General features: G+C 35.5%; 21 protein-coding genes. 16 read left to right on the plus strand and 5 right to left on the minus strand.

Annotated elements, in window-relative coordinates:
* Positions 1-1,180: 1,180 nt before the first annotated feature.
* From ACWPWS_RS00645 to ACWPWS_RS00665, 5 genes are all read right to left on the minus strand, one after another.
* Positions 1,181-3,391: a glycoside hydrolase family 3 C-terminal domain-containing protein gene (locus ACWPWS_RS00645; RefSeq protein WP_454046878.1), complete on the minus strand. Its 2,211-nt coding sequence runs from the start codon at positions 3,389-3,391 to the stop codon at positions 1,181-1,183.
* Between the two features lie 325 nt (positions 3,392-3,716).
* The gene (gene metQ, locus ACWPWS_RS00650) at positions 3,717-4,526 is read right to left on the minus strand and encodes a methionine ABC transporter substrate-binding lipoprotein MetQ (protein WP_454045131.1); all 810 of its coding nucleotides are present in this window, start codon (positions 4,524-4,526) and stop codon (positions 3,717-3,719) included.
* A gap of 74 nt (positions 4,527-4,600) precedes the next feature.
* The gene (gene metI / locus ACWPWS_RS00655; RefSeq protein ID WP_209788909.1) at positions 4,601-5,257 is read right to left on the minus strand and encodes a methionine ABC transporter permease MetI; all 657 of its coding nucleotides are present in this window, start codon (positions 5,255-5,257) and stop codon (positions 4,601-4,603) included.
* Positions 5,250-6,278: a methionine ABC transporter ATP-binding protein gene (locus tag ACWPWS_RS00660; protein WP_209788912.1), complete on the minus strand. Its 1,029-nt coding sequence runs from the start codon at positions 6,276-6,278 to the stop codon at positions 5,250-5,252. Before ACWPWS_RS00660 ends, metI begins: the two co-directional genes overlap by 8 nt.
* Before the next feature lie 18 nt (positions 6,279-6,296).
* Positions 6,297-7,295, minus strand: coding sequence for an EamA family transporter (locus ACWPWS_RS00665; RefSeq protein ID WP_454045132.1), 999 nt, complete (start codon positions 7,293-7,295; stop codon positions 6,297-6,299).
* A 669-nt stretch (positions 7,296-7,964) separates the two neighbouring features.
* Here ACWPWS_RS00665 and ACWPWS_RS00670 point away from each other — a divergent pair.
* From ACWPWS_RS00670 to ACWPWS_RS00745, 16 genes are all read left to right on the plus strand, one after another.
* Positions 7,965-8,897 carry a ring-cleaving dioxygenase gene (locus ACWPWS_RS00670; RefSeq protein WP_454045133.1) on the plus strand — a complete coding sequence of 311 codons (933 nt, stop codon included), beginning with the start codon at positions 7,965-7,967 and terminating at the stop codon, positions 8,895-8,897.
* Between the two features lie 59 nt (positions 8,898-8,956).
* Positions 8,957-9,253 (plus strand): GNAT family N-acetyltransferase, encoded by a 297-nt coding sequence (locus ACWPWS_RS00675; RefSeq protein WP_454045134.1) that lies wholly within the window; start codon positions 8,957-8,959, stop codon positions 9,251-9,253.
* A gap of 162 nt (positions 9,254-9,415) precedes the next feature.
* Positions 9,416-10,369, plus strand: a complete 954-nt coding sequence (locus ACWPWS_RS00680) for a VOC family protein (protein WP_454045135.1) — start codon at positions 9,416-9,418, stop codon at positions 10,367-10,369.
* A gap of 5 nt (positions 10,370-10,374) precedes the next feature.
* Positions 10,375-10,995 carry an alpha/beta hydrolase gene (locus tag ACWPWS_RS00685; protein ID WP_454045136.1) on the plus strand — a complete coding sequence of 207 codons (621 nt, stop codon included), beginning with the start codon at positions 10,375-10,377 and terminating at the stop codon, positions 10,993-10,995.
* Positions 10,996-11,319: 324 nt separating this feature from the next.
* Positions 11,320-12,930, plus strand: a complete 1,611-nt coding sequence (locus ACWPWS_RS00690; RefSeq protein WP_454045137.1) for a Na+/H+ antiporter — start codon at positions 11,320-11,322, stop codon at positions 12,928-12,930.
* Between the two features lie 158 nt (positions 12,931-13,088).
* Positions 13,089-13,400, plus strand: coding sequence for a hypothetical protein (locus ACWPWS_RS00695; protein WP_454045138.1), 312 nt, complete (start codon positions 13,089-13,091; stop codon positions 13,398-13,400).
* Between the two features lie 10 nt (positions 13,401-13,410).
* The gene (locus ACWPWS_RS00700; RefSeq protein WP_105680850.1) at positions 13,411-13,995 is read left to right on the plus strand and encodes a Crp/Fnr family transcriptional regulator; all 585 of its coding nucleotides are present in this window, start codon (positions 13,411-13,413) and stop codon (positions 13,993-13,995) included.
* A 279-nt stretch (positions 13,996-14,274) separates the two neighbouring features.
* The gene (locus tag ACWPWS_RS00705) at positions 14,275-15,150 is read left to right on the plus strand and encodes a pirin family protein (RefSeq protein WP_454045139.1); all 876 of its coding nucleotides are present in this window, start codon (positions 14,275-14,277) and stop codon (positions 15,148-15,150) included.
* Positions 15,151-15,193: 43 nt separating this feature from the next.
* Complete coding sequence (locus tag ACWPWS_RS00710; RefSeq protein ID WP_309512450.1) at positions 15,194-15,883, plus strand: hydrolase; 690 nt, start codon at positions 15,194-15,196, stop codon at positions 15,881-15,883.
* A 61-nt stretch (positions 15,884-15,944) separates the two neighbouring features.
* Positions 15,945-17,717 (plus strand): amidohydrolase, encoded by a 1,773-nt coding sequence (locus ACWPWS_RS00715; RefSeq protein ID WP_454045140.1) that lies wholly within the window; start codon positions 15,945-15,947, stop codon positions 17,715-17,717.
* Positions 17,718-17,839: 122 nt separating this feature from the next.
* A complete protein-coding gene (locus tag ACWPWS_RS00720; protein WP_454045141.1) occupies positions 17,840-18,265 on the plus strand; it encodes a DoxX family protein in 426 nt (141 codons plus the stop codon).
* A 2-nt stretch (positions 18,266-18,267) separates the two neighbouring features.
* A complete protein-coding gene (locus ACWPWS_RS00725) occupies positions 18,268-19,635 on the plus strand; it encodes an alginate export family protein (protein ID WP_454045142.1) in 1,368 nt (455 codons plus the stop codon).
* Between the two features lie 227 nt (positions 19,636-19,862).
* A complete protein-coding gene (locus tag ACWPWS_RS00730; protein WP_454045143.1) occupies positions 19,863-20,594 on the plus strand; it encodes a M17 family peptidase N-terminal domain-containing protein in 732 nt (243 codons plus the stop codon).
* Positions 20,595-20,730: 136 nt separating this feature from the next.
* On the plus strand, positions 20,731-21,192 hold the full coding sequence (locus ACWPWS_RS00735; RefSeq protein WP_454045144.1) for a hypothetical protein: 462 nt from the start codon (positions 20,731-20,733) through the stop codon (positions 21,190-21,192).
* Positions 21,173-23,200, plus strand: coding sequence for a hypothetical protein (locus tag ACWPWS_RS00740; protein WP_454045145.1), 2,028 nt, complete (start codon positions 21,173-21,175; stop codon positions 23,198-23,200). The genes ACWPWS_RS00735 and ACWPWS_RS00740 overlap by 20 nt, the downstream gene beginning before the upstream one ends.
* A complete protein-coding gene (locus ACWPWS_RS00745; RefSeq protein ID WP_454045146.1) occupies positions 23,200-23,706 on the plus strand; it encodes a hypothetical protein in 507 nt (168 codons plus the stop codon). Before ACWPWS_RS00740 ends, ACWPWS_RS00745 begins: the two co-directional genes overlap by 1 nt.
* Positions 23,707-23,718: the final 12 nt, after the last annotated feature.

Below are 23,718 nucleotides of genomic sequence, written 5' to 3' on the forward strand. Positions count from 1 at the left end.
ATTTTTATACAGGTTGCTTCATTCAAATTTATTTGAACCTTCATGTTCCTTAAAAACTTAAACCTCCTTAATGGTTCATAAAAAATCTGTGCAATCACTGTAATCTGTGGGAAAATATCTACACTCAAATTTTAAAACTATTAAGAAAATAGTAAGCTGTTAAGAGGATTAAGGGAATGTCTAAAGACATTTTTATACAGGCTGCTTCATTCAAATTTATTTGAACCTTCATGTTCCTTAAAAACTTAAACCTCCTTAATGGTTTATAAAAACTCTGTGCAATCACTGTAATCTGTGGGGAAATATCTACACTCAAATTTTAAAACTATTAAGAAAATAGTAAGCTGTTAAGAGGATTAAGGGAATGTCTAAAGACATTTTTTATGCAGGTTGCTTCATTCAAATTTATTTGAATCTTCATGTTCCTTAAAAACTTAAACCTCCTTAATGGTTTATAAAAACTCTGTGCAATCACTGTAATCTGTGGGAAAATATCTATACTCAAATTTTAAAACTATTAAGAAAATAGTAAGCTGTTAAGAGGATTAAGGGAATGTCTAAAGACATTTTTTATGCAGGCTGCTTCATTCAAATTTATTTGAACCTTCATGTTCCTTAACAACTTAAACCTCCTTAATGGTTTATAAAAACTCTGTGCAATCACTGTAATCTGTGGGAAAATATCTATACTCAAATTTTAAAACCATTAAGAAAATAGTAAGCTGTTAAGAGGATTAAAGGAATGTCTAAAGACATTTTTTATACAGGTTGCTTCATTCAAATTTATTTGAACCTTCATGTTCCTTAACGACTTAAACCTCCTTAATGGTTTATAAAAAATCTGTGCCATCACTGTAATCTGTGGGAGAAAAATAATTAGATTTTAACGCAAAGCTCTTATCTGAATTTCGTATTATTTTAAGACAGCAAAGTTTTGAATCAAGTACATTGATTCTTTCTAAGCGAACGTACAATCATAATCCTTCTTAAGCAACAAAGTAGCTTTCTTAGCTTCCTTAAAAAATGTTACTTTTTTTATTTAAACTTTGCGTTAGAAAAACTCTGATAAGTTTAGCACGCATAAAAAAGGGAGGAATAAAAAAACAGATCCCAATCTGGAATCTGTTTGCATTCTATCAAATAATTATTAAATAGAGTTTAGTACTCTTAACTCTCAGTTTTATTTAAGGGTAAATTTCACTTTCGTCTTAATGGCATCGGAAGAATTTCCAATCAATGCCTCAAAGTCTCCCGGTTCAGCTACCCAGTCATGTTTTTGAGCATCAAAATAACTTAAAGCCGTTTTATCAATGGTGAAAGTGACTTCTTTCTGTTCTCCAGGATTCAAATATACTTTTTCAAAACCTTTCAGTTCTTTTGCAGGACGTGGAACGGATGATTTCAAATCACTGATATAAAGCTGGGCAACTTCAGCACCTGCTTTTTTACCTGTATTTTTAACCGTAACGGTAAAAGTAATGGTACCATCCTGCGATATCGTTGTCTGGTCAGCTTTTGCTTTTCCGAATTCAAACGTGGTATAGCTCAACCCATGCCCGAAACTGAACAGAGGCTTTATATTCTTAGTATCATGCCAGCGGTAACCTACAAAAATACTCTCGTTGTAAGTAATATTGATAGGGTTTTTCTGATCTTTACCTTTTCCTGCTGCAAACTCATCCTTTTGCCCTGGATACTCTCCAAGCTGATGGGCTGAATTGTCATCAAGTTTTATTGGGAATGTAAACGGAAGCTTTCCTGATGGGTTGGCATCTCCTGCTAAAACAGCTGCAATAGAGTTTCCTGCTTCAGAACCCAGATACCAGGACTGTAAAACTGTGGGAACTTCTTTAATCCATGGCATAGCTACGGCATTTCCGGAAACAAGAACCACAGCAAGATTTTTATTTGCTTTTGCAAGTGAAGAGATCACTTGATCCTGATTGTAAGGCAAGCCATAGCTTTTTCTGTCGTTCCCTTCACTATCCTGAAAATCTGCTTTATTCAGTCCGCCAACGAAAATCACATAATCCGATTTTTTTGCCAATTCCACAGCTTCATTCATTAATTCAGCGGCAGAACGGGTATCTTTTAAATCCTGTCCGGATTTTACTCCATTGTATTCTCCTCCGATGTCACCTACATAACCTCTTGCATATTGTACATCTGCCTGTTTTCCAAATCTGGATTTGATTCCGTCTAAAGGAAGGGTTTCATATTTCACTTTTAAAGATGAAGAACCTCCGCCTACGGTCATTATTTTGATGGCATTTTCTCCGATAACGGCAATCTTTTTAGCCTTATTAATATCAATAGGAAGAACATTCCCTTGATTTTTTAATAAAACAATTCCTTCTTCTCCAATTTCTTTGGCAACCGCTTTATGTTCTTCAGAAGCAATATTTCCGAAAGGCTTGTTGCGGTTCATTGTAGTTTTATAGGCAAGACGGAGAAGTCTTGTTACCTTATCATCAAGTTCCTGGGTACCTACTTTTCCTGCTTTAATCAAATCAAGATAAGGCTTTGCCAGATAATAATTATCATAGGCATTTTTCGTTCCTGCGGAAAGTCCGTTGGTCCACGATCCGAATTCAAGATCAAGACCGTTATGAATAGCCTGTTCCGTATTGTTTACAGCACCCCAGTCAGAGACTACAACCCCTTTATAATTCCATTCTTTCTTTAAAATATCATTTAACAGATACTGATTCTGGCTGGCATATTGACCTTTGTACATGTCATAAGCACCCATAATTGTCCAGGAATCACCTTCTGTTACGGCTGCTTTGAAAGGTGGCAGATAAATTTCATACAGAGCTCTGTCGTCTACATTTACATTGCTTGTATGGCGGAACATTTCCTGGTTGTTCAGGGCGAAATGTTTCACAGAAGTTGCCACGCCGTTAGACTGTACCCCTTTAATGTAAGGCACTACCATCTTTGAAGTCAGATAAGGATCTTCACCCATATATTCAAAATTTCTTCCATTCAACGGAGTTCTGTAAATATTAACTCCAGGTCCCAGAAGAATATCTTTTTTTCTGTAGCGGGCTTCTTCACCCAAAGCTTTACCATAATTCCATGACATTTTTTTATTCCATGTGGCGGATAAAGCTGTCAGGGCAGGGTAGGCGATAATAGAATCGTTCGTCCATCCGGCCTGATCCCATTCGTCCCACATTACCTCAGGACGTACTCCGTGAGGGCCATCTGTTGTCCAGAATTCAGGAATTCCCAATCTTGGAACACCTGGTGAACTGAATTTCGACTGTGCATGCAGCATGGCCACTTTTTCTTCCAGTGTCATTCTTGATAATGCATCCTGAATACGCTGTTCTACAGGTTTGGATTCATCTAAATAAACGGGGATGGTAGTATTGGTCTGAGCCATATAAGAAGCAGAAATAAAGGTGAGTAAACTTATAATGACGGTTTTCTTTAACATAATGCCTTTCTATTTGATTAAAAACAAAAATAAAGAAAATTTTTTATTATCTCAAATTGAGAAAATAAAATTTTAGCAAATAAAAAACTGTCTACCAATTTGAAGACAGCTTATGATTAAATATTGTATTTGTAAAGGTGAAAAAACTGAAGAGAAGCATACGAGTAAAAAGCAATACTTTGAATCCCAAAAACTCGTACCCCGAATCCTCTTTCACAACTCTAATACTCTCAAACCCTCAAACTCTCCCACACTCAAATCCTCTCACTCATCAATCCCATCCTTTCACAGCTCCTCCTTTAAAAATTTCTTTGGCTTTCTTTTCTACTTCAGGAGACTGATAAGCTTTTACAAAGTTTTTTACTTTCTGGCTGTTTTTATTATCTGGTCTGGCAACTACCACATTCACATACGGTGAGTCTTTATCTTCCACAAGAATTCCTTCTTTTTCCTGATTCAAACCTGCCTGAGCAGCAAAATTATTATTGATTATTCCAACCACAACATCTCTGTCTTCCAACACTCTTGGAATCTGTGCACCTTCAATCTCCATAATTTTCAGATTTTTAGGATTTTCTGTAATGTCAGTCACTTTAGGTAAAAGTCCGACACCCGCTTTTAATTTCAGCAGACCACTTTTCTGCAGAAGCAGTAAAGAGCGTCCTCCGTTGGTAGGATCGTTGGGAATTACAATGGTATTGCCTTCCTGTAACTGACTGATATTATTAATCTTTTTTGAATACGCTACAATAGGATAAACAAATGTATTGCCTACAGGTACAAGGTTGTAACCTCTCTGTTTTGACTGTTCTGTTAAATAAGGAATATGCTGAAAGGCATTGGCATCAATATCTCCGTTAGTCAATGCTTCATTGGGAACCACATAATCGTTGAAAGGGATAAGCTCCACTTCCAGGTTATACTTATCTTTAGCTACTTTTTTGGCCACTTCGGCAATTTCCTGTTCCGGGCCGTAAGTAATTCCTACGCGGATAAAGTTCGGATCATCTTTTCTTCCCGAACACGCGCTGAACAGTAATATTCCAGCAGCCAATAAGCCAAAAATCTTTATTCTTTTCATTCTAGTTAAATTTTATATATACTGATCACGCATCACGCATCACAAATCTCAAACCCTCCGACACTCTCACCCAATTACCTGTGATCAAATCTTTTTGACAACCTGTCGCCCATAAACTGGATGAAGAAAACCAAAAGTACAAGCAGAATCAATACCGTATTCATAATGACAATATCATATCCGATATATCCATACTGGTAGCCCACCTGTCCAAGTCCACCTGCTCCTACAGCACCACCCATTGCTGAGTAGCCTACAAGGGTAATCAAAGTGATGGTAGCATTATTGATTAATGAAGGAAGTGCTTCAGGAAGCAGTACTTTTCTGATGATCTGTAATGGAGAAGCTCCCAAGGCTCTTGCTGTTTCTATAAGACCATGAGGAACTTCAATAAGGCTGTTTTCTACAAGTCTTGCAATAAAAGGAGCTGCACCCACACTTAATGGAACCAAAGCAGCATTTACTCCAATGGAAGTTCCTGCCAGAATTCTGGTAAAAGGAATCATCCATACAATCAGAATAATGAAAGGAATTGCACGGAAAATATTAACCAAAATAGAAAGCCCTCTATGATAGGCTACATTTTCCAGCAGCTGGCCTTTTCTTGTTAAAAATAACAGAATTCCTACCGGAAGACCCAGTACAAATCCAAAAAATCCGGATAAAAATGTCATATAAACCGTTTCCCAGGTTCCTTTTGCCAAAAGGGCAATTACCGTATCACTAAGCATATCCTTTTACTGTATTTTGAATTTTATTTTGGTTGAAATAATAGATCGCCTGTTGGTTTTCTTCAGTTTCACCCTGAAGCTGCAGCAGAAGTTTCCCAAAATTGGAATCTCCAAAATACTCTACATCTGCTTTTAACAATTTATAAGGGATTTTATATTGGTTGTACAGCGTTGAAAGAATTTGTTCAACACTGATGTTTTCGTTAAGTTCTATTTCGACCAGCGGAAATAAACCTTCTTTAGGTTCTTTCTGCAGTCTGCTAATGAATTCCTGTGGCAGGGTCATGATATCTGAATTTATAAATTGGCGGATTATCGGGTTTTCTTTATCCGAAATAATCTCGCTTAATGTACCTTTTGTTAATAATTTTCCTTTATCGATCACGGCTACGTGGTTGCAGACCGCTTTGATCACTTCCATTTCGTGGGTAATTAAAAGGATGGTAATTCCCAGTCTCTGATTGATATCTCTTAAAAGCTGCAGAATAGACTGCGTGGTAGCAGGATCCAGTGCGCTGGTGGCTTCATCACAAAGCAGAAGGTGAGGATCATTGGCCAAAGCCCTTGCAATGGCAACTCTTTGTTTCTGCCCTCCGGAAAGGCTTTTAGGATAATCGTTGGCTTTATCTTCAAGTCCTACAATCTTCAGTAATTCATTAACTTTTCTGTTGATTTCGTCCTTGCTGGTATGGTCCAGTTCAAGAGGAAGCGCTACATTATCAAAAACAGTTCTCGAAGAAAGAAGATTGAAATGCTGGAAAATCATTCCGATTTTTTTACGCTCCTCAGCCAGTTGTTTAGAACTCAGTTGGGTAAAATCTTTTCCGTTAATGATAATCTGTCCTTCATCCGGTCTTTCCAATAGATTTACCGTACGGATCAGGGTACTTTTTCCTGCACCCGAAAATCCTATAATTCCTACGATATCTCCTTTATCTATGGTAAGACTTACCTTATCCAGTGCTTTAAAAGACTGTTTTTTCTGATGAAATGTTTTTGATATGTTTCTGATTTCTATCATTCTGATTTTATATACTTTTTAAATAGGCTGATACGGTCTGCCTGTTCTGTTAAAAAATCTCCTTACTCTTCTGATTTTGACCTTGGACCGTTTTGAAAGTCTGAAATACTTGGTGACATTCGTTAGAAGTACTCCCAGCAATATAACGAATAAGCCGTACAGCTGACCTCCATTGATGCTTTGGTTGGCAATAATCCAGCCAGCAATCACTGTTACGATAGGATTGATGTAGGTATGGGTGCTTACCAAGGCAGCGGGTTTTACGGACAGAAGCCAAATGTACGACAAATAAGCGACTATGGATCCAAAGAAGATCAAAAATAGAACCCCAAACCATGCCGATAACGGAACAGCAGAAACTGAAAAATCAGTCCATTCTTTTCTGAAAAAAGCAATAAGAAAGGAGGCTAATCCTGCTACGATAAGCTGTTGGGCAATATTCATAAATGTAGATTGAGAAGCCGGATTTTTCTTTGAATATAAAGAACCCAATACCCATGCGATGGAGCTTAATCCCAATACGACAAACGCAGTTATACGGAGATTTTCATTAGCAATAGCATGAGCAGCATTTGAGTTTACACTTCCTTTTAAAAACATAATTAGTCCTGCAAATCCAATGGCCAATCCTATAGGAATGAATTTATCCGAAAAATAATATTTCCAGTTTTTTCTGTCGATAGCAATAAACCAGAATGGCCCGGTGGCAATAGAAATAGCCGCCTCAGAAGCCGTTATATATTGTTCTCCCCAGGCTACAAGCCCGGTTCCTCCGGTAAGAATAAGAATACCGGTAATTGCATTTTTCTTCCAGTTGATCAGAGAATTTGCTTTTTCTCCTTTAGAAAGAAGATATCCTATCATCAGAATTCCGGCAACCAGAAATCTTAATCCTGAAAGAATGAATGGCGGAAAACCTTTTAGGCCAAATGAAATAGCTAAAAACGTAATTCCCCATATCACATAGATGTTTGTAAAAGCCAATGGAATCAACCATTTGTTTTTAGAATTGCTCATTTTTATTTTTTTGATGTTGTTGTGTTCAATAAAAAAGGCTCTACCACGTGGTAAAGCCTTTTTGAAAATATATCTATATAAAAGTAAGGTCAACCACAGTATTCTTGATGTATAGGCATACAGATATCCTTCATCATATTTTTGATGGTATGTTTCTTAATTGTATTATTGTTTGATTTTGTCTTCATTTTGTTTTATTTCCTGAATACGTTTGCAAATATATAATTTAATTTTTATTAGTCTACTAAAAAAGTAGGTATTTTAAATATTAATTTATTGTTAATGATTTAAATTACTGTTTATTAGTATTTTGTAATTTTAAATTCACTCATTTATTTTAATTTGAAAAATGTTTTTAATGCCTTTTATTTCAAAAAATAGAGAAAATATCATTTATTTCTAATTATTAAAAATGTAATATAAATTGAAATTTATAAGAATTAAATAATTTTTATATTGTCATGGGTGAAATAGGTAGAAATTTATTCGGATGCATTTTTATTTTGTAGATTATTTATCAACCTTACTTTATGTATTGCTTGAATTTCCAACAAATCTGTGAATTTTAAATTAAATAAAGAGACAAGATTATTGGACCTTTTTGATTTATTAAACTAGTTAAATGCACAGGATTTCTGTTCACTGTAATTTAGCATCAAAATTAAAGACATGGACAATAGAATATTAGGTCTGCATCATATTACTGCAATTGCAGACAATGCCAAAAGAAATTTAGATTTTTATACAAAGGTTTTAGGAGTAAGACTTGTGAAAAAAACGGTAAATTTTGATGATCCGGGAACGTATCACTTCTATTTCGGAAATGAAGAAGGAACACCGGGAACCATCCTTACTTTCTTTCCGTGGGAAGGAATAGGAAAAGGAAATAATGGAAGCGGAATGGCTACACATATTGGATATTCAGTACCCAAAGGAAGTCTTGAATTCTGGAAAAATCATTTACAAAGCTTACATGTAGCTACAGAAGAGGGCGAAATCTTCGGAGAAAAAATGATTTCTTTTAAAGATCCGGACGGGCTTCAGTTACAGTTGATAGAACCGCTTAGTGAAGACAACAGAAAAGTATGGACAACAGATGATATCAAAGATGAAAACGCTTTGAAAGGTTTCCATAATGTTACTTTAACCTTAAAAAAAGCAGATCCTACCATCAAAGTTCTGACAGATATTTTAGGATACGATTTGCAGAAACAAGAGGGAGAAAGATACAGATTGGCAACGGATGCAATTGATACTGCCAATCTTGTGGATATTATTGAAAATGATAACATTCCTGCCGGAAGAAATGCTGCCGGAACCAATCACCACATTGCATTCAGAGTGAAAGATGATACTGTTCTGATGGAATATCGCGAGAAAGCTTTATCAGGTGGTTTGAGTATTACTCCGAAGATCAACAGGGATTACTTCTATTCATTATATTTCCGTGAGCCTGGTGGTGTATTGTTTGAAATAGCAACTGATAATCCGGGATTCACCGTAGACGAACCTTTGAATGAATTGGGCAAAAATCTGAAACTTCCCGTTCAATACGAAGGAATGCGTGACAAAATAGAAGGCGTACTTCCGAACTTATCATAGATCATCGGTCAGTACTGATAAAGATGCTAATTTTGAATTAAGAATTAAAAACAAATAAAATGGAAAGAACAGAAATAGTTTTAGAAGGAAGAAAAGGAGAAATTCAACTTTTCTCAGACGATCATAAAGCAGGTAAAATGGATATATCAGTCATTGGAAAAAAGCTGGCTGTTTACCATACCGAAGTAAATCAGGAATACGAAGGGAAAGGTTTCGCGAAAATTTTACTGGAAAGATTGGTTTCCTATGCAAGAGAAAATGATTTGAAAATTGTACCGTTGTGTCCGTATGTTCACGCTCAGTTCAAACGCCACCCGGAAGAATATAACGATGTCTGGATGAAGGAAGAACTGTAGTGAGTTTGAGAGTCGGTGGGTAAGAGGGTAAGAGGGTTTGAGCGTCTTGAGCTAAAAAATAGAAGTGAAAGACAAACGATGCATAAAACTACTCTCTAACTTATCAACTCTAATTCCGAATCTCGCCTTCCATCATCATAACCAATTAACAATTTCAACACAATGAAACTTATCACAGGACTGCATCATGTTACGGCAATTACCGGAAATGCACAGGAAAATATAGACTTTTACACGGGAGTTTTAGGACTTCGTTTAATTAAAAAAACGGTTAATTTCGATTACTCAGATGTTTACCATTTTTATTTCGGTGACGAATACGGAACACCGGGAACCATTATGACCACTTTTCCCTATGGCAAAGATTTGATTAATGGAAGACATGGTAAAGGAATGCTCAATACCACTGCTTTTTCAGTTTCTTTAGAAGCCCTGGATTATTGGATGAACCGTCTCGAGCAGTTTAATATTCCTTTCAAACAACCGCAGCAAAGATTTTCTGATGAAGTTTTTATTTATCTTGAAGATTTTGACGGGCTAGGACTGGAGTTGGTGTTTAATGATAAAGACGAAAGAAAAGGATATTACAATGGGTATATTCCTAAAGATTATGCCATCAAAGGAATTCATCACGTAGAAATCTGGCAGGATGCCTATGAAAGAACGGCGGCTCTTCTGACCACTCAGATGGATCATAAAGTGATTAAGGAAACTCCTGACAGACTGAGATTGGGAACAGAAAATATGCCGGGAAAATATGTAGATCTGCTGTCTATACCTAGTGCATTGAAAGGATTGGCAGGAAGAGGTACGGTTCATCATGTGGCTTTCGCTACTTCTGATGCAGCATCTCAGCTGGAAATGGTAAAAAGATTAAATGCATACGGATTGGAACATACAGAAGTGAAGGACAGAAAATATTTTACATCCGTATATTTTAAAGAACCTGGCGGTGTGTTATTTGAAATTGCCACTTCCGGCCCTGGTTTCGATGTAGATGAAGAAGCAGCGTTTTTAGGAGAAGATCTGCAGTTGCCTCAGCAGTTTGAAAAAAGAAGAGAACGTCTGACAGAAGTTCTTCCCGTAATTAATTATCCAATAGAAAAATTCAGATAGAAATAATGAGTCATATTTTAAATATAAAAACAGCAGGAATACCATTGAATCAGGCAGAAAAAGTTTTGATTATGATTCATGGCCGTGGAGGAAGTGCTCAGGATATTCTGAGTTTATCACAGCATTTAAATGTAAAAGATTATGCTCTGCTAGCGCCACAGGCACTGAATCACACCTGGTATCCCTTCTCATTTATAGCACCCGTGGAACAGAACGAACCATGGTTATCATCAGCTCTTGAAATGGTTGATGAAACAGTAAAAGCGGCAGTAAAAGCCGGAATTAAACCTGAAAATATATACTTTTTCGGATTTTCTCAGGGAGCCTGTCTTACTCTTGAATTTTTAGCCCGTAATGCGCAGAAATTCGGTGGAGCAGCAGCTATTATCGGTGGGGTGATAGGAGATAAAATTAATCGTGAAAACTATAAAGGCGACTTTGCCGGAACCCCAGTTTTTCTGGGAACCAGCAATCCGGATTTTCATGTACCTGTAGAAAGAGTATATGCTACAGCCAATATTTTAAGAGAAATGAATGCGGAGGTAACAGAAAAAGTATATGCTAACTTTGGACATTCTATTAATGAGGAAGAAATTGAAATAGCTAATTCCGTGATATTTAAATAATTTAACCACAAAAGTCACAAAAGATTTGATAAGTAAATATCGAGCTCCTGAAAAGAACATTTAAGTTTTATAAAAATCTTTGATTTTTATCTCATGTGATGTTTATATTGTATGCTATTAAACTTTATAAACATTTTAAAATAAAAACTTTGTGACTTTTGTGGTTAATCTTTATAATTGGGATTTTAAAACAATGACAATTCAATAGCGGTGGGCTTTAGCCCGCCTTACAATAAATAATCAATCCACTGGCTTTAGCCAAAACCTAAATAACCAGAATCTAAAAACTAACCTCTAACCCCTAATTTCTAACTTCTAAAAAACATGCACGAACAACTACTCTTAATATTAGGCCTTTTATTACTGGTCATGCTGCTGGTCATGCTGGCGCAGCGGATTAAAATTGCCTATCCCATTTTTCTGGTTCTTGCCGGATTAGGAATCAGTCTTATTCCGGGAGTACCTGTTTTAAAACTGGATCCCGAAATTATATTTTTAATTTTTTTACCTCCTCTTTTATACGAAGCAGCCTGGTATACCTCATGGAATGATTTCTGGAAATGGAAACGTCCCATCAGCCTTTTGGCTTTTGGACTGGTATTTCTGACTTCTCTGGTCGTTGCTTATACTTCACAAATGCTGATCCCGGGTTTTACACTGGCATTAGGTTTTTTATTGGGAGGAATTGTTTCGCCACCAGATGCAGTTGCCGCCACTACAGTTTTAAAGGGGGTAAAAGTTCCAAAACGTACAATCGCCATACTGGAAGGAGAAAGTTTGATTAATGATGCCTCTTCACTTATTGTTTTCAGATTTGCTCTGGCAGCAGTAATGACAGGTGCTTTTTCAATGCATGAAGCAACAGGACAATTTTTTCTGGTAGCAGGAATGGGTGTGGTCATAGGAATTGCAGGAGCTCATATTTTCTATGCCATTCACCGTTTTTTACCTACAACACCAGCCATTGATGCGGCTCTTACCGTAATGACTCCTTATATTTTGTTTCTTTCTGCGGAACATTTTCATTTTTCGGGAGTGATGGCGGTGGTAAGCGGAGGATTGTTTATGTCTTTCCGTGCTCATGAAATTTTTAAAACAGGAACCACAAGAATTAACATGACAGGAGTCTGGAACACCCTTATTTTTGTGATGAATGCTCTGGTTTTTGTATTAATAGGGCTCGAACTTCCGGATATCATCAATGGATTAGGGGAAATTTCTTTGATGGAAGGAATCAAATATGGTTTAATTATCAGTTTGATTGTCATTGTAGTACGTTTGTTGTGGATTTATCCTGTGGCTCATCTCCCAAGATGGTTCAGTGAAAAAGCCCGTCGTGATCCTAGTCCGGGATGGAAAAACCCTCTAATTATAGGCTGGGCAGGAATGAGAGGAGTTGTTTCTCTGGCAACAGCCCTTTCAATTCCGGTTATGATGAATACTCAGGCGGAATTCCCGATGAGAAACCTGATCATTTTTATCACATTCGTAGTCATTTTTGTGACACTGGTATTTCAGGGACTGACATTGCCTTTGGTAATTAAATTAACAAAGATCGGAGAGATTGATCCCATTCTTCCTTCCCACGAACAGCAGGCAGGAATTCAGATGAGGTTGGATAGGCTTGCCGTTCACAAACTTGACCAGGAGTATAATGATGCAGTGAACAGCAATAACCTGCTTGAAAATCTTAAAAAAGCATTGGAAAATGATATTAAACTCCATCAGAATCATTTAAGCTCTATTGAAATGTGTACGAACAGACAAAATGATATGGCAGAATATCACAAAGTAATGCTGGATATATTTGCCCTGCAGAGAAAGGAACTGTTTAAAATGAAGCGAGAAAAACTCTTCAGTGATGATGAAATCAGAAAAGCAGAATCCCAACTGGATCTTAATGAACTGAAAATTACGGGGAATAAGCATTTGTAGAAGGATTCCGGATGGAAGATGTGAGTTTGAGGGTCGGAGGGTTTGAGAGGATTAGAGTAATTTCATCTATCTTTTACCCTTTATTCAAACAATATAAACACTCAACCTTAAACCTTAAACCTTGAACCTTGAACTTTAAACTTTAAACCTTGAACAAGATGAAAACATTACATTTTTTAGTTATTGGAAAGAATCAGGAAATTCTGGATACTTTAAAAAGAATTATAGAAAATAATGAAGGCTGGACGGCTGAAATACAAAGTGATGAAAATTTCTGCTATGAATATATAAGAGAAAATAAACTGGATATTGTCCTTTTAAGCTCAGGTTTGGAGGATGATTTTGAGAAAAATATCAAAGCATTTTGCGCCGGATTAGATAAAGATGTTAAAGTGATCGACCATTATGGAGGAGGAAGTGGGCTTTTAAAGAATGAAGTTTACAGTCTTTTTCCTAATTTGCAGGGGTAAATGCTACATTATGTTCGAAAATATCATCAAAAATATTACAAGATTTATCTCCATTACTCCCGAAGAAGAAAAAATATTTACAGATCTGCTTGCCTGTCAGTCGTTTCCCAAGAAAACGGTTTTACTCAGAGAAGGAGAAATCTGTCAGTTTGAAGGATATATTCACAAAGGATGTGTGAGAATGTACTGTTTGGATGATAACGGCTCCGAAGTTACGCTTCTGTTTGCCATTGAAGACTGGTGGATCAGTGATATTGCTTCATTTCAGGAGCAGAAGCCCTCTAAAGTTTATATTGAGACGCTGGAAGATTCGGAAATCTATATGCTGAATCCTGCAACCAAAGAAAAATTACTTCAGGAGATCCCTAAATTTGAAAGAGTTTTCAGAATGCTGGTTCAAAGGAATCTCGCCACATTACAAAGCAGACTGGTCAATACGATCTCCAAAACAGCTTCAGACAGATACCTTGAATTTATCAAAGTATATCCTTCAATTCCACAAAGAGTAGCACAATATTACATCGCTTCTTATCTCGGCGTTTCAAAAGAATTTGTAAGTACCATCAGAAAACGACTTGCCTCAAAAGAGAAATAATTTTTTTACCAACGGATTACACAGATTTACACAGATTCTATCTTGTGATAAATAATTTTATCGGAGATAAAATCTTTGCGCCTTAATAACCATTATAATATACATATTGCGCCTTTGTGTTTTACCAAAAATAACAATTCAATATAGTAATACTGCCGGATACAAAAGTATCCGGCATTTTTTTTTGCTGCAAAGTCATTTATTAAACTAGTTAAATGTGCAGGGTTTTTCAGCGCTCTACATTTGTCATATCAAAAACGAACAAATAACAACTGAGATATGGACAGAAAAGATTTTTTAAAAAAAGGATTACTGGGAACAGGAATGTTTGTCGCATCAGCTTCTCTGGCAAGCGCTATGAAAAATGATATCGATGAAATTGAACCATTAGAACCGATCGGATATAATCACCTTCCTAATACAGAATCAAAAATAAAGGAAAATTCTGTAATCCACAGAGCAGACTCAAGAGGGAAAGCTGACCACGGATGGCTGCTGAGCCAGCACACTTTCAGTTTTGCCAATTATCACAATCCTGAAAGAATGCATTTCGGAGTATTGAGAGTCCTGAACGATGACAAAGTGGAAGCAGGCAGAGGTTTCGGAACACACCCTCACGACAATATGGAAATCATCAGTATTCCTTTAGAAGGTGATCTTGAACATAAAGACAGCATGGGAAATACGGCAGTGATCAGAAGTGGAGACATCCAGGTGATGAGCGCAGGAACGGGAATCATGCACAGTGAATTCAACAAAAACAGTGATAAGCTGGTAAAATTCCTTCAAATCTGGATTTATCCTAAAAAAAGAAATGTAACTCCAAGATATGATCAGATCACTTTAGATAAAACAAAAGGTCACAATACATTTCAACAGGTTCTTTCTCCCAATGCAGACGATGAAGGAGTATGGATTCATCAGGATGCCTGGTTTCATTTGGGAACTTTTGATCAGAATAAAGAAACGCATTATAAGATCAGAAAAAATGGAAACGGCATTTATGTTTTCATTCTTAAAGGAAGTGCAGAAATCGGCGGAGAAATTTTGGAAGAACGCGATGGATTTGGAGTCTGGGATATTCAGAATATTAATATCAAAGCCATTAAAGAAGGTACCGAAATCCTTGTAATGGAGGTGCCAATGACCATGTAAAAGAAAATTAAACAGAAATAACAACCCTTAAATTTTAAAAATTATGAAAAAATTAATCCTATCATTTGCAGCTGGTTTATTATCATTCACAGCATCAGCTCAAAACCCTGGAAAATCATTATTAAACCCTACCAACCATGCCGTAGTATTGATTGATCATGAAGGCCAAATGGCTTTTGCAACAAAGAGCATCAGCATGGAAGAACTGAGAAATAATGTAGCACTGGTAGCTGGAGGATCAAAAATATTTAATGTTCCTACAGTGGTAACAACGGTGGCTGAAAAATCATTCAGCGGACCTGTTTTCCCTGAAATTTCAGAAGTATATCCTGAAGCAACAAGCGGATATGTAGACAGAACCACAATGAATACCTGGGAAGACACTAATGCTCACAAAGCCATCACAGGAAAAAATAAAAAGAAACTGGTTTTTGCAGGATTATGGACAAGTGTATGTATCGTAGGCCCTGTATTATCAGCTATTGATGAAGGGTATGATGTATATGTGGTAACAGATGCTTCAGGGGATATTTCTAAAGAAGCTCACGATCAGTCAATCACCCGTATGGTTCAGGCAGGAGCACACCCAATTACTTCTGTTCAGTATGTGTTGGAACTTCAGAGAGATTGGGCAAGAAAAGAAACGTACAAACCAGTTAATGATCTGATGAAAAAACACGGAGGAGCTTACGGTATAGGAATTCAGTATGCTCAGGAAATGTTAAAACATTAATGATGTCTGTTTTCGGCAGGCTTTCAGCCTGCCGAAACCTTCAAACTAAAATATTGAAATAATGAAATTACTGAATACACTTATCTTTTCTGCGGTTTTAGGAACAGGAATACTCCATGCTCAGAAAGCAGACATGATCATTACCAATGGGAAGATCACCACCATGGATGATAAAAATCCCGAAGTACAGGCTGTAGCTATAAAAGATCATAAAATCTTGCAGACAGGAACTAATGCCCAGATTTTAAAATTAAAAAGCAGCAATACAAAAGTTATTGATGCCAAAGGAAACAGAGTGATTCCCGGTTTATTTGACAGTCATTTGCATGTGATCCGTGGAGGAAGATTTTATAATACAGAACTTCGGTGGGATGGGGTGAAATCTTTAAAAAGAGCACTGGAAATGTTGAAAGAACAGGCACAGAGAACACCCAAAGGACAATGGGTAAGAGTGATTGGAGGCTGGAATGAATATCAGTTTGAAGAAAAACGACTTCCCACACTGGCTGAAATTAATGAGGCCACAGGGAATGTTCCCACATTCATCATGTATCTTTATGGAAAAGCATGGCTAAACAAAGCAGGATTACAAGAACTGAATATCAACGGAGAAACTCCAAATCCAGCACAAGGACTCATCGAAAAAGACAACAACGGAGATCCCACAGGATTGTTGGTTGCAGAACCTAATGCATTCATCCTTTATTCAACATTAGCCAAATTACCGGAGTTGAAAGAAGAAGAAAAAATAAACTCAACCCTCCAGTATATGACGGAACTGAACAGATTAGGGGTAACGTCTGTAATGGATGCAGGAGGAGGATTCCAAAATTTTCCTGACGATTATGGAACAACAGATAAGCTGAACAAAGAAGGAAAAATTACCGTTCGCTTACCTTACTATTTATTTGCTCAAAAGAAAGGTTCTGAGCTTGCAGATTATACCAAATGGATAGGAATGGTAGAGATTGATGATCATGGCCACAATGATTTCAATGAAATAGATTACCATGTGAACGGAGGTGGTGAAAACCTGGTTTCTGATGGTGCCGATTTTGAAAACTTCCTTTTTCCAAGACCAGAACTTCCCGCTACCATGGAGAAAAATATGAAAGAGGTCGTAAGTCTTCTGGTAAAAAATAAATGGCCTTTCAGAATTCATGCTACCTATAATGAAAGTATCACAAGATTTTTAAATGTCATTGAGGAAGTCAACAAAGAAACTCCTTTGAACGGATTAGTCTGGTTTATTGATCACGCAGAAACCGTTACAGAAGACAATATGAAAAGAATAAAAGCTTTGGGTGGAGGAATTGCAGTACAGCACAGAATGGCTTATCAGGGAGAAAGTTTCATCCACAGATATGGTAAAAAGCCGGCTTTAGCTTCTCCTCCCGTGAAAAAAATGCTTGAAATGGGAATTCCCGTAGGATTGGGAACAGACGGAACAAGAGTCGCAAGCTACAATCCATGGGTTGCTTTATACTGGATCACAACAGGAAAAACCATCGGAGGAACTCAGGTGATGGGCAAAGAAAATACCCTGGACAGAAAAACAGCCTTATCTCTTTCTACTTATGGCGGCTATGAATTAATAAAAGACTATCAGAAAGGAAAAATACAAAAGGGATATTTTGCAGACCTTACCATTTTGGATAAAGACTATTTTGAGGTTAAGGATGAAGAAATTAAAAACATTACTTCAAAACTAACCATAGTAGACGGAAAAGTAGTGTACGGAGATGAAACCTACAAAACAGCCGCACCAGCAACGCTTCCTGTCATTCCGGAATGGTCACCCGTGAAATATTACGGAGGCTATCAAACCCAATAACCAATACCTAATCAAAAGCACAAAAATTCCCCTCCTCCGGAGGGGTGGCAAAAATTCAAAGAATTTTTGACGGGGTGGTCTTACCTATAAAAGTCTTCAATAGTAAAACAGTTATAACAATCATGAAAAAGCTAATCCATATCATCACCAATACCAATCCGTCAGAAAAACTAATCAATATTGCACTTTTAGTTTTCAGAGTCTTACTTTCTGTAGAATTAATCGTAGCCCACGGATTAAAAAAAATAGGAGTAGGTGTTTCAGAAGCAGAGCAGGTTCCGAATCCGTTGCACCTTCCGGAAGCATTCAACAGTCTTTTTGCAGATGCTGCCAATCTCGTATTTCCGGTATTTGTAATCTTTGGATTTTTCACAAGAATTGCCGTATTGCCGATCTTGGCTGTAACCCTTACAGGATATTTTATTCTCCATTGGAATGATGCACTACTGGTAAAAGATACTCCGTTTATGTACAGTTTGTGTTACCTGTTTTTATTATGGATGGGTTCAGGAAAATATTCAGTGGATTATTATTTAACAAAGAAATAATTATGAAAAAACTCATTGCCATTGTACTGTTACTGCAGATTTTTATTCCAATTCAGCTCTCAGCTCAGTTTAAGCTGATGAGGTTTGATGAAGATTATGCGGCATACAAAGACTCCGCAAAAACTTTTTATAACTCCATAAAATACATCCCGATTGCAGAAAACAATAGCAAATATCTGTCATTGGGAGGAGAAGCAAGACTGGAATTTGTAGATTTTAATAATGAAGACTGGGGCAGAATGGGAATTGGAAGCAATCCTTTTCTGATTCAAAGATACACGATACATGGAGATCTGCATCTGGGTTCACGGGTAAGAATTTTCGGGCAGGTGAGAAGTGCATGGGAAAATGGAAGGAAAAATGGACCAAGACCGATTGATGAAGACCATCTGAATATTCAGAACCTCTTCATTGATGTCGATATCCTGAAAAATGATAAAGAAAAACTGACCGTACGTGCAGGAAGGCAGGAATTGGACTATGGAAGCGGAAGACTGATCTCCGTAAGAGAAGGTCCGAATTTAAGACTCTATTTTGATGGATTAAAATTCATGTACAAAAGAGGAAATTTCAGATCTGATGCCTTTATGATGGCTGCCAGTGAAATCAACCCGGGAGCATTTGATAACAAATCTTCGAAATCAGTCAACCTTTGGGGAAGTTACAACACATGGATTATTCCCAGAAGTGGAAACCTGGAGCTGTATTATCTGGGGATTCACAGAAAAGATGTACGCTTTGAAGACGGACTTTCAGACGAAAACAGACATACTTTTGGGGGAAGATTCTGGAAATATGGCGGTGGCTTTATCTACAATTTTGAAGCAGCCTATCAGTTTGGCAACTTTAATAAAGGAAATATCAGCGCATGGACGGCTTCTGCAGACATCGGATATATGTTTGAAAATGTAAAAGGAAAACCAACCATCAATCTTAGAAATGATTATATCTCAGGTGACAGCAATAAAGGAGACGGAACATTAGGGACATTCAATCCTCTGTATCCGAAAGGTGGATATTTTGGATTTAATCCTCAGATCGGACCTGTAAACTTAATTGATATTCATCCCTATGCAACCATTGATTTAGGTAAAAAAATAACCGTTCAGGCAGACGTAGTTTTCAACTGGAGATATTCTACCCAGGACGGAATTTACAGACCCAGCGGAACATTAAACCTACCATCTTCAAACTCAAAAAAGAGATACATCGGAACGGCTTTCTTAGGAAGCTTTAATTATAAAATCAATTCATTTTTAACCTTTAATACAGGAATACAGTATTTTAATACAGGAGCTTTCATCAATGATGTCATCGATAACCCCAAAGACGGACTCTTTATCAACTCCAGAATTGTATTTAAGTTTTAAAAAAATATAGGGAATTTGAAAATGTGAAAATGAGATAATTTGAAAATTAAGTGAACAATTATCCCACATCAATGCACCTTTCCATCACAGAAACTACCTTTGAAAAAACAAAAATAGCCGGAGCGAAGCGACTTGCGCCTTAAAAAATAAAACAACAGCAAAAACTTAGCGCCTTTGCGTTATCCAACAAAACACTAGCAACCCGCAACTAACAACAAAAAAATCTCATGAAAAATACACTAAAAAATACAGTAAAACAATCACTGGTAATTGCAACATTAGCATTCTCAACATTAAATTTTGCACAAACAACCACTGCAAAAACGACAGCCATCGGAACCTCCAAAACCTGGGGGACCGTAGACGGAATCTCCATGGTAGGATTGGTACAGGGACCTTCCTCAGCAGATGCCCAGCTTCAGGTAGCCTGTGTTTTCGAATATACAGAAGGAGACATCTTCAATGCTCAGGCCTTACCTGCTAAATTGAACGGACTAGTTCACCTGGATGAAGCTTTAAAAGGAGAACTAACCAATATCAGAAAGGCTGGACAGTTTCAGGGACATTCTTTGGAAACCCTTTTAATTACACCACCTGCCGGATCGATGTCTGCAAAGAAATTATTACTGATCGGCTTAGGTGACCGCAACAAGTTCACTCCAGATTTAATGACCTCCGTAGGTGAAGTGGCAGCCCGTGAAGCGATGAGATTAGGTGTTACCAACTTTGCCTTTGCCAGCGATCTGAAAGATGCCGGAATAGACTCTCCAACCGCTTTGGTAGCCGGAAACGTAGTAAGAGGAATTGTACACGCCAACCGTTCAGAAAATTACCTGAAAGAACACAAGTTGTCCACCACAAAAAAATTAGAAAAAGTATATCTTCTGGCTGGTCCTGCCTTCTTTGAAACTGCAGGCGGAGGAATTGCTGATGCTATTTCAGAAGCTCAAAAGAAATAATGAACCTAGTTTCATTACATTGTTGATTTAGCCTCCTTTTTTAAGGGGGCTTTTTTATTGTGGGAAACCGTAATTTTTGTGTGTTGAATTTTATTATATTAGGCGATTAAAACTAAAAATAATCAATTGAAAATTTATGAATGAAACTCTTACTCCCTGTGATGATACTTTAACAACTTTGGAAATAAATCTTAATGAAGAGTATAAGATAAAAATTGAAAAAGGAAATGAATTTCAAGGTTCAATATTCAAAGATGTTTACTATGATGCATTAAATAATGTTATAGAAATAGTAAAGAATAAAGATTCCAAATATGATGATTTTAACAATATAATTGCTTTTACAGGAGAAAGAGGAAAAGGAAAGTCCTCTTCGATGATATCATTTAGGGATGCTTTGGTAAATAAAAAGCATAATGATCATCTTAATTATTTTGAAAATCGAAATGCAGAGTTTCTAAAAGATATTTCATTTGCTGAAATAGATATTATCGACCCTTCTCTTTTTAGAGGTGGTGAAAGTCTTCTTGAAATAATTTTGGCTAAAATGTTTAAAAAATTCCAAAAAGGAATTGAAATTGAAAAAAGATTTATCTAATGAAAAAAGAAGAGAATTAATAAATCACTTTCAAGAAGTTTTTAAAGATTTACAGATTATAAATTCTGATCGTAAAGAGTTATATAAGAAAGAATCTATAGAAGCTTTAAGTAAATTGGCCGTTAGTAGCGATTTAAAAGAACATTTTAAACAATTGGTTGAATGTTATTTGGATGATTTTGAGGGTAATAAAGTATTGTTAATTGCAATTGATGATTTTGATATTAATGTAGATGGGGCATATAAAATGCTTGAAGATATCAGACAATTTATTATTCAGCAGAGGGTGATTTTATTGATAGCTTGCAAAATGGAACAATTAACCGAAGCAATAAAAATTCAATACAAAAATTTGAAAATTGAAGATGATATTGAGGATAAATCCAAACGATATATAGATAAATTAATACCATTTAATCGGAGAATTGCATTACCAGACGTCCAAAAATTAGAAAATATTAAATTCAAGGTTCTTTTGGAAAAGAAAATTATATTTGACAGTTCTGATATTAATTTTAATCAAGTGATGATCAAATTAATTTTTGAAAAACTTAACTTACTGCAAGTAAATAATCAATTAGGTGGAAATTTTATTTTACCAGAAACAATTAGAGAAACTCAGAATTTTATAAATATTTTATTGACAACTCATAATATAGAAAAAATAAGAGAATATATAATTAGTGAGATTTATAAAATTAATGAAAAACGAAGTGCGATTATCCGAGAATTGGAAGATGTTTCTGATGAATTATTTTTGATTATTGTATTAAAAAAGTTATATTATCTAAGATATGATTATTATGAAAAAACACGATTTAAGGATGATAAAACATTTGCAAAAGCTAATATAGCAAGTACAGTCTCATTAGGAGATATTTATTTTTTCTTAGAAGATTTTGAAAGTTCTATTTCAATTGATAATTATGCTGATTTTAAGTTTTTAGATCTTTTTAAAATGTATTTTTCTTTGAGGATTATGTGTTTTAAAAATGATTTAACAAAGTTAGAGTTTACAAAATATGGGTTTGTTAATAGATATTTGAATATCCTATCTAAAGAAAAATATATTTTTTCAAGAGATTTTATCGATTTCAATAAATCTTTAAATCCCTACCTGAAAAAGTTTGATTCTGATCAAAAGTTTTTGCTGAGTCTTTTTGTATTATATTTAGGTGAGGGGTATGAAACCTATAGAGAAACATTAGATAAAGATATTTTTGTTGACCGTTATACTAAAGGAACTTTATCACCATTTGCAATTTTACATAATATTTATAATATTGATATTTTATCTTCTATATTTCATTATGATATTGATACGGAGTTTATAAAAAGGAATATAGAATGGTTTAATAATTCTATATTTATCAAACAACTTTATAACCCTTCCTTTACTTTGAAGCTTTTTGAATATATCAATGAGTTTAGATTAAAAGAAGTAAAGGATTCTCTTCCTAATAATTATTTTGACGATATATGTTTACTTTTTATTTATGGAACAATTTATTCATTAGATAAAATTGAAAATATTTATAACATCAATGGATTGGTGACAGACTATATTGATTATCCAGTTATTAAAATATTTTTAAAATACTTTAATAAATTAACTTATTCAAATAAAACAGTAGTAGATTTAAATGAATTATATGATATTAATGGAGGTGAAGAAAACGATGAAAATGAACAAAACGAAAATAAATCAATTGATTCTATAAAACAAACTATAAATAAAATATATGAAGTATCAAAAATAGAGAATGACAATAAGAAAAAGAATGAAGAATTAGATATAAATAAAATAATTACGACTTATTCAAAAAAAGATTTATGGAATAAGAGAACTCTTTCAAATTTTAAGAAGAAAATTGTAGAAATTGATCCAAATTCTCCTATAATTAAATTGATAGAAGATTTCTATAAAAAAGTTGGACTTATTACAGCTTTTGAAGATCAAGTCTTATTACTAATGGATTTTCAATCTGAGTTGGAAAAATTTTATTAATGGATAATCTTCGTAAATCAATCCGTTTATTATTTACAGATTACTGTTCAGATTTTATTTTATCAAAAAAGGATTCAGAGAAATATATTAATGTAAATAATTTTATTGAAAAAGGGTTTAGAACTTTTTCAAGCTATTCTGTAGATGAAATTCAAAATGTTTACTATAAACTTGAGTCAGATTGGTTTCATGATGTTCAACAAGAAAAAAATAAAAACTATTTCCATATTCTCAATCATTTTACTTCTAAAGTTTTAGTGGAGCAAGATTTAGAACCATTTGTAGTATATGAACATTTGTTAAAATGGAGAGACTTATCCTATTATATTGGGGAAGATATTCTTACTACTTCTTTTTATGCTTGCTTGGATAATCGATCTCAACGCAAAAGAGATTTCTTTGCGTGGAGACCTACTGCATTTTCTGATAATAAAAGGCTTCATCAACTTTTAAAAAAAGGACTAGCAGAAAATCATTTTCATCTAAGGCTCAGGACCTGTTTTTGATTTAAGCTGGAT

The sequence above is a fragment of the Chryseobacterium sp. Marseille-Q8038 genome (genome assembly GCF_965111995.1).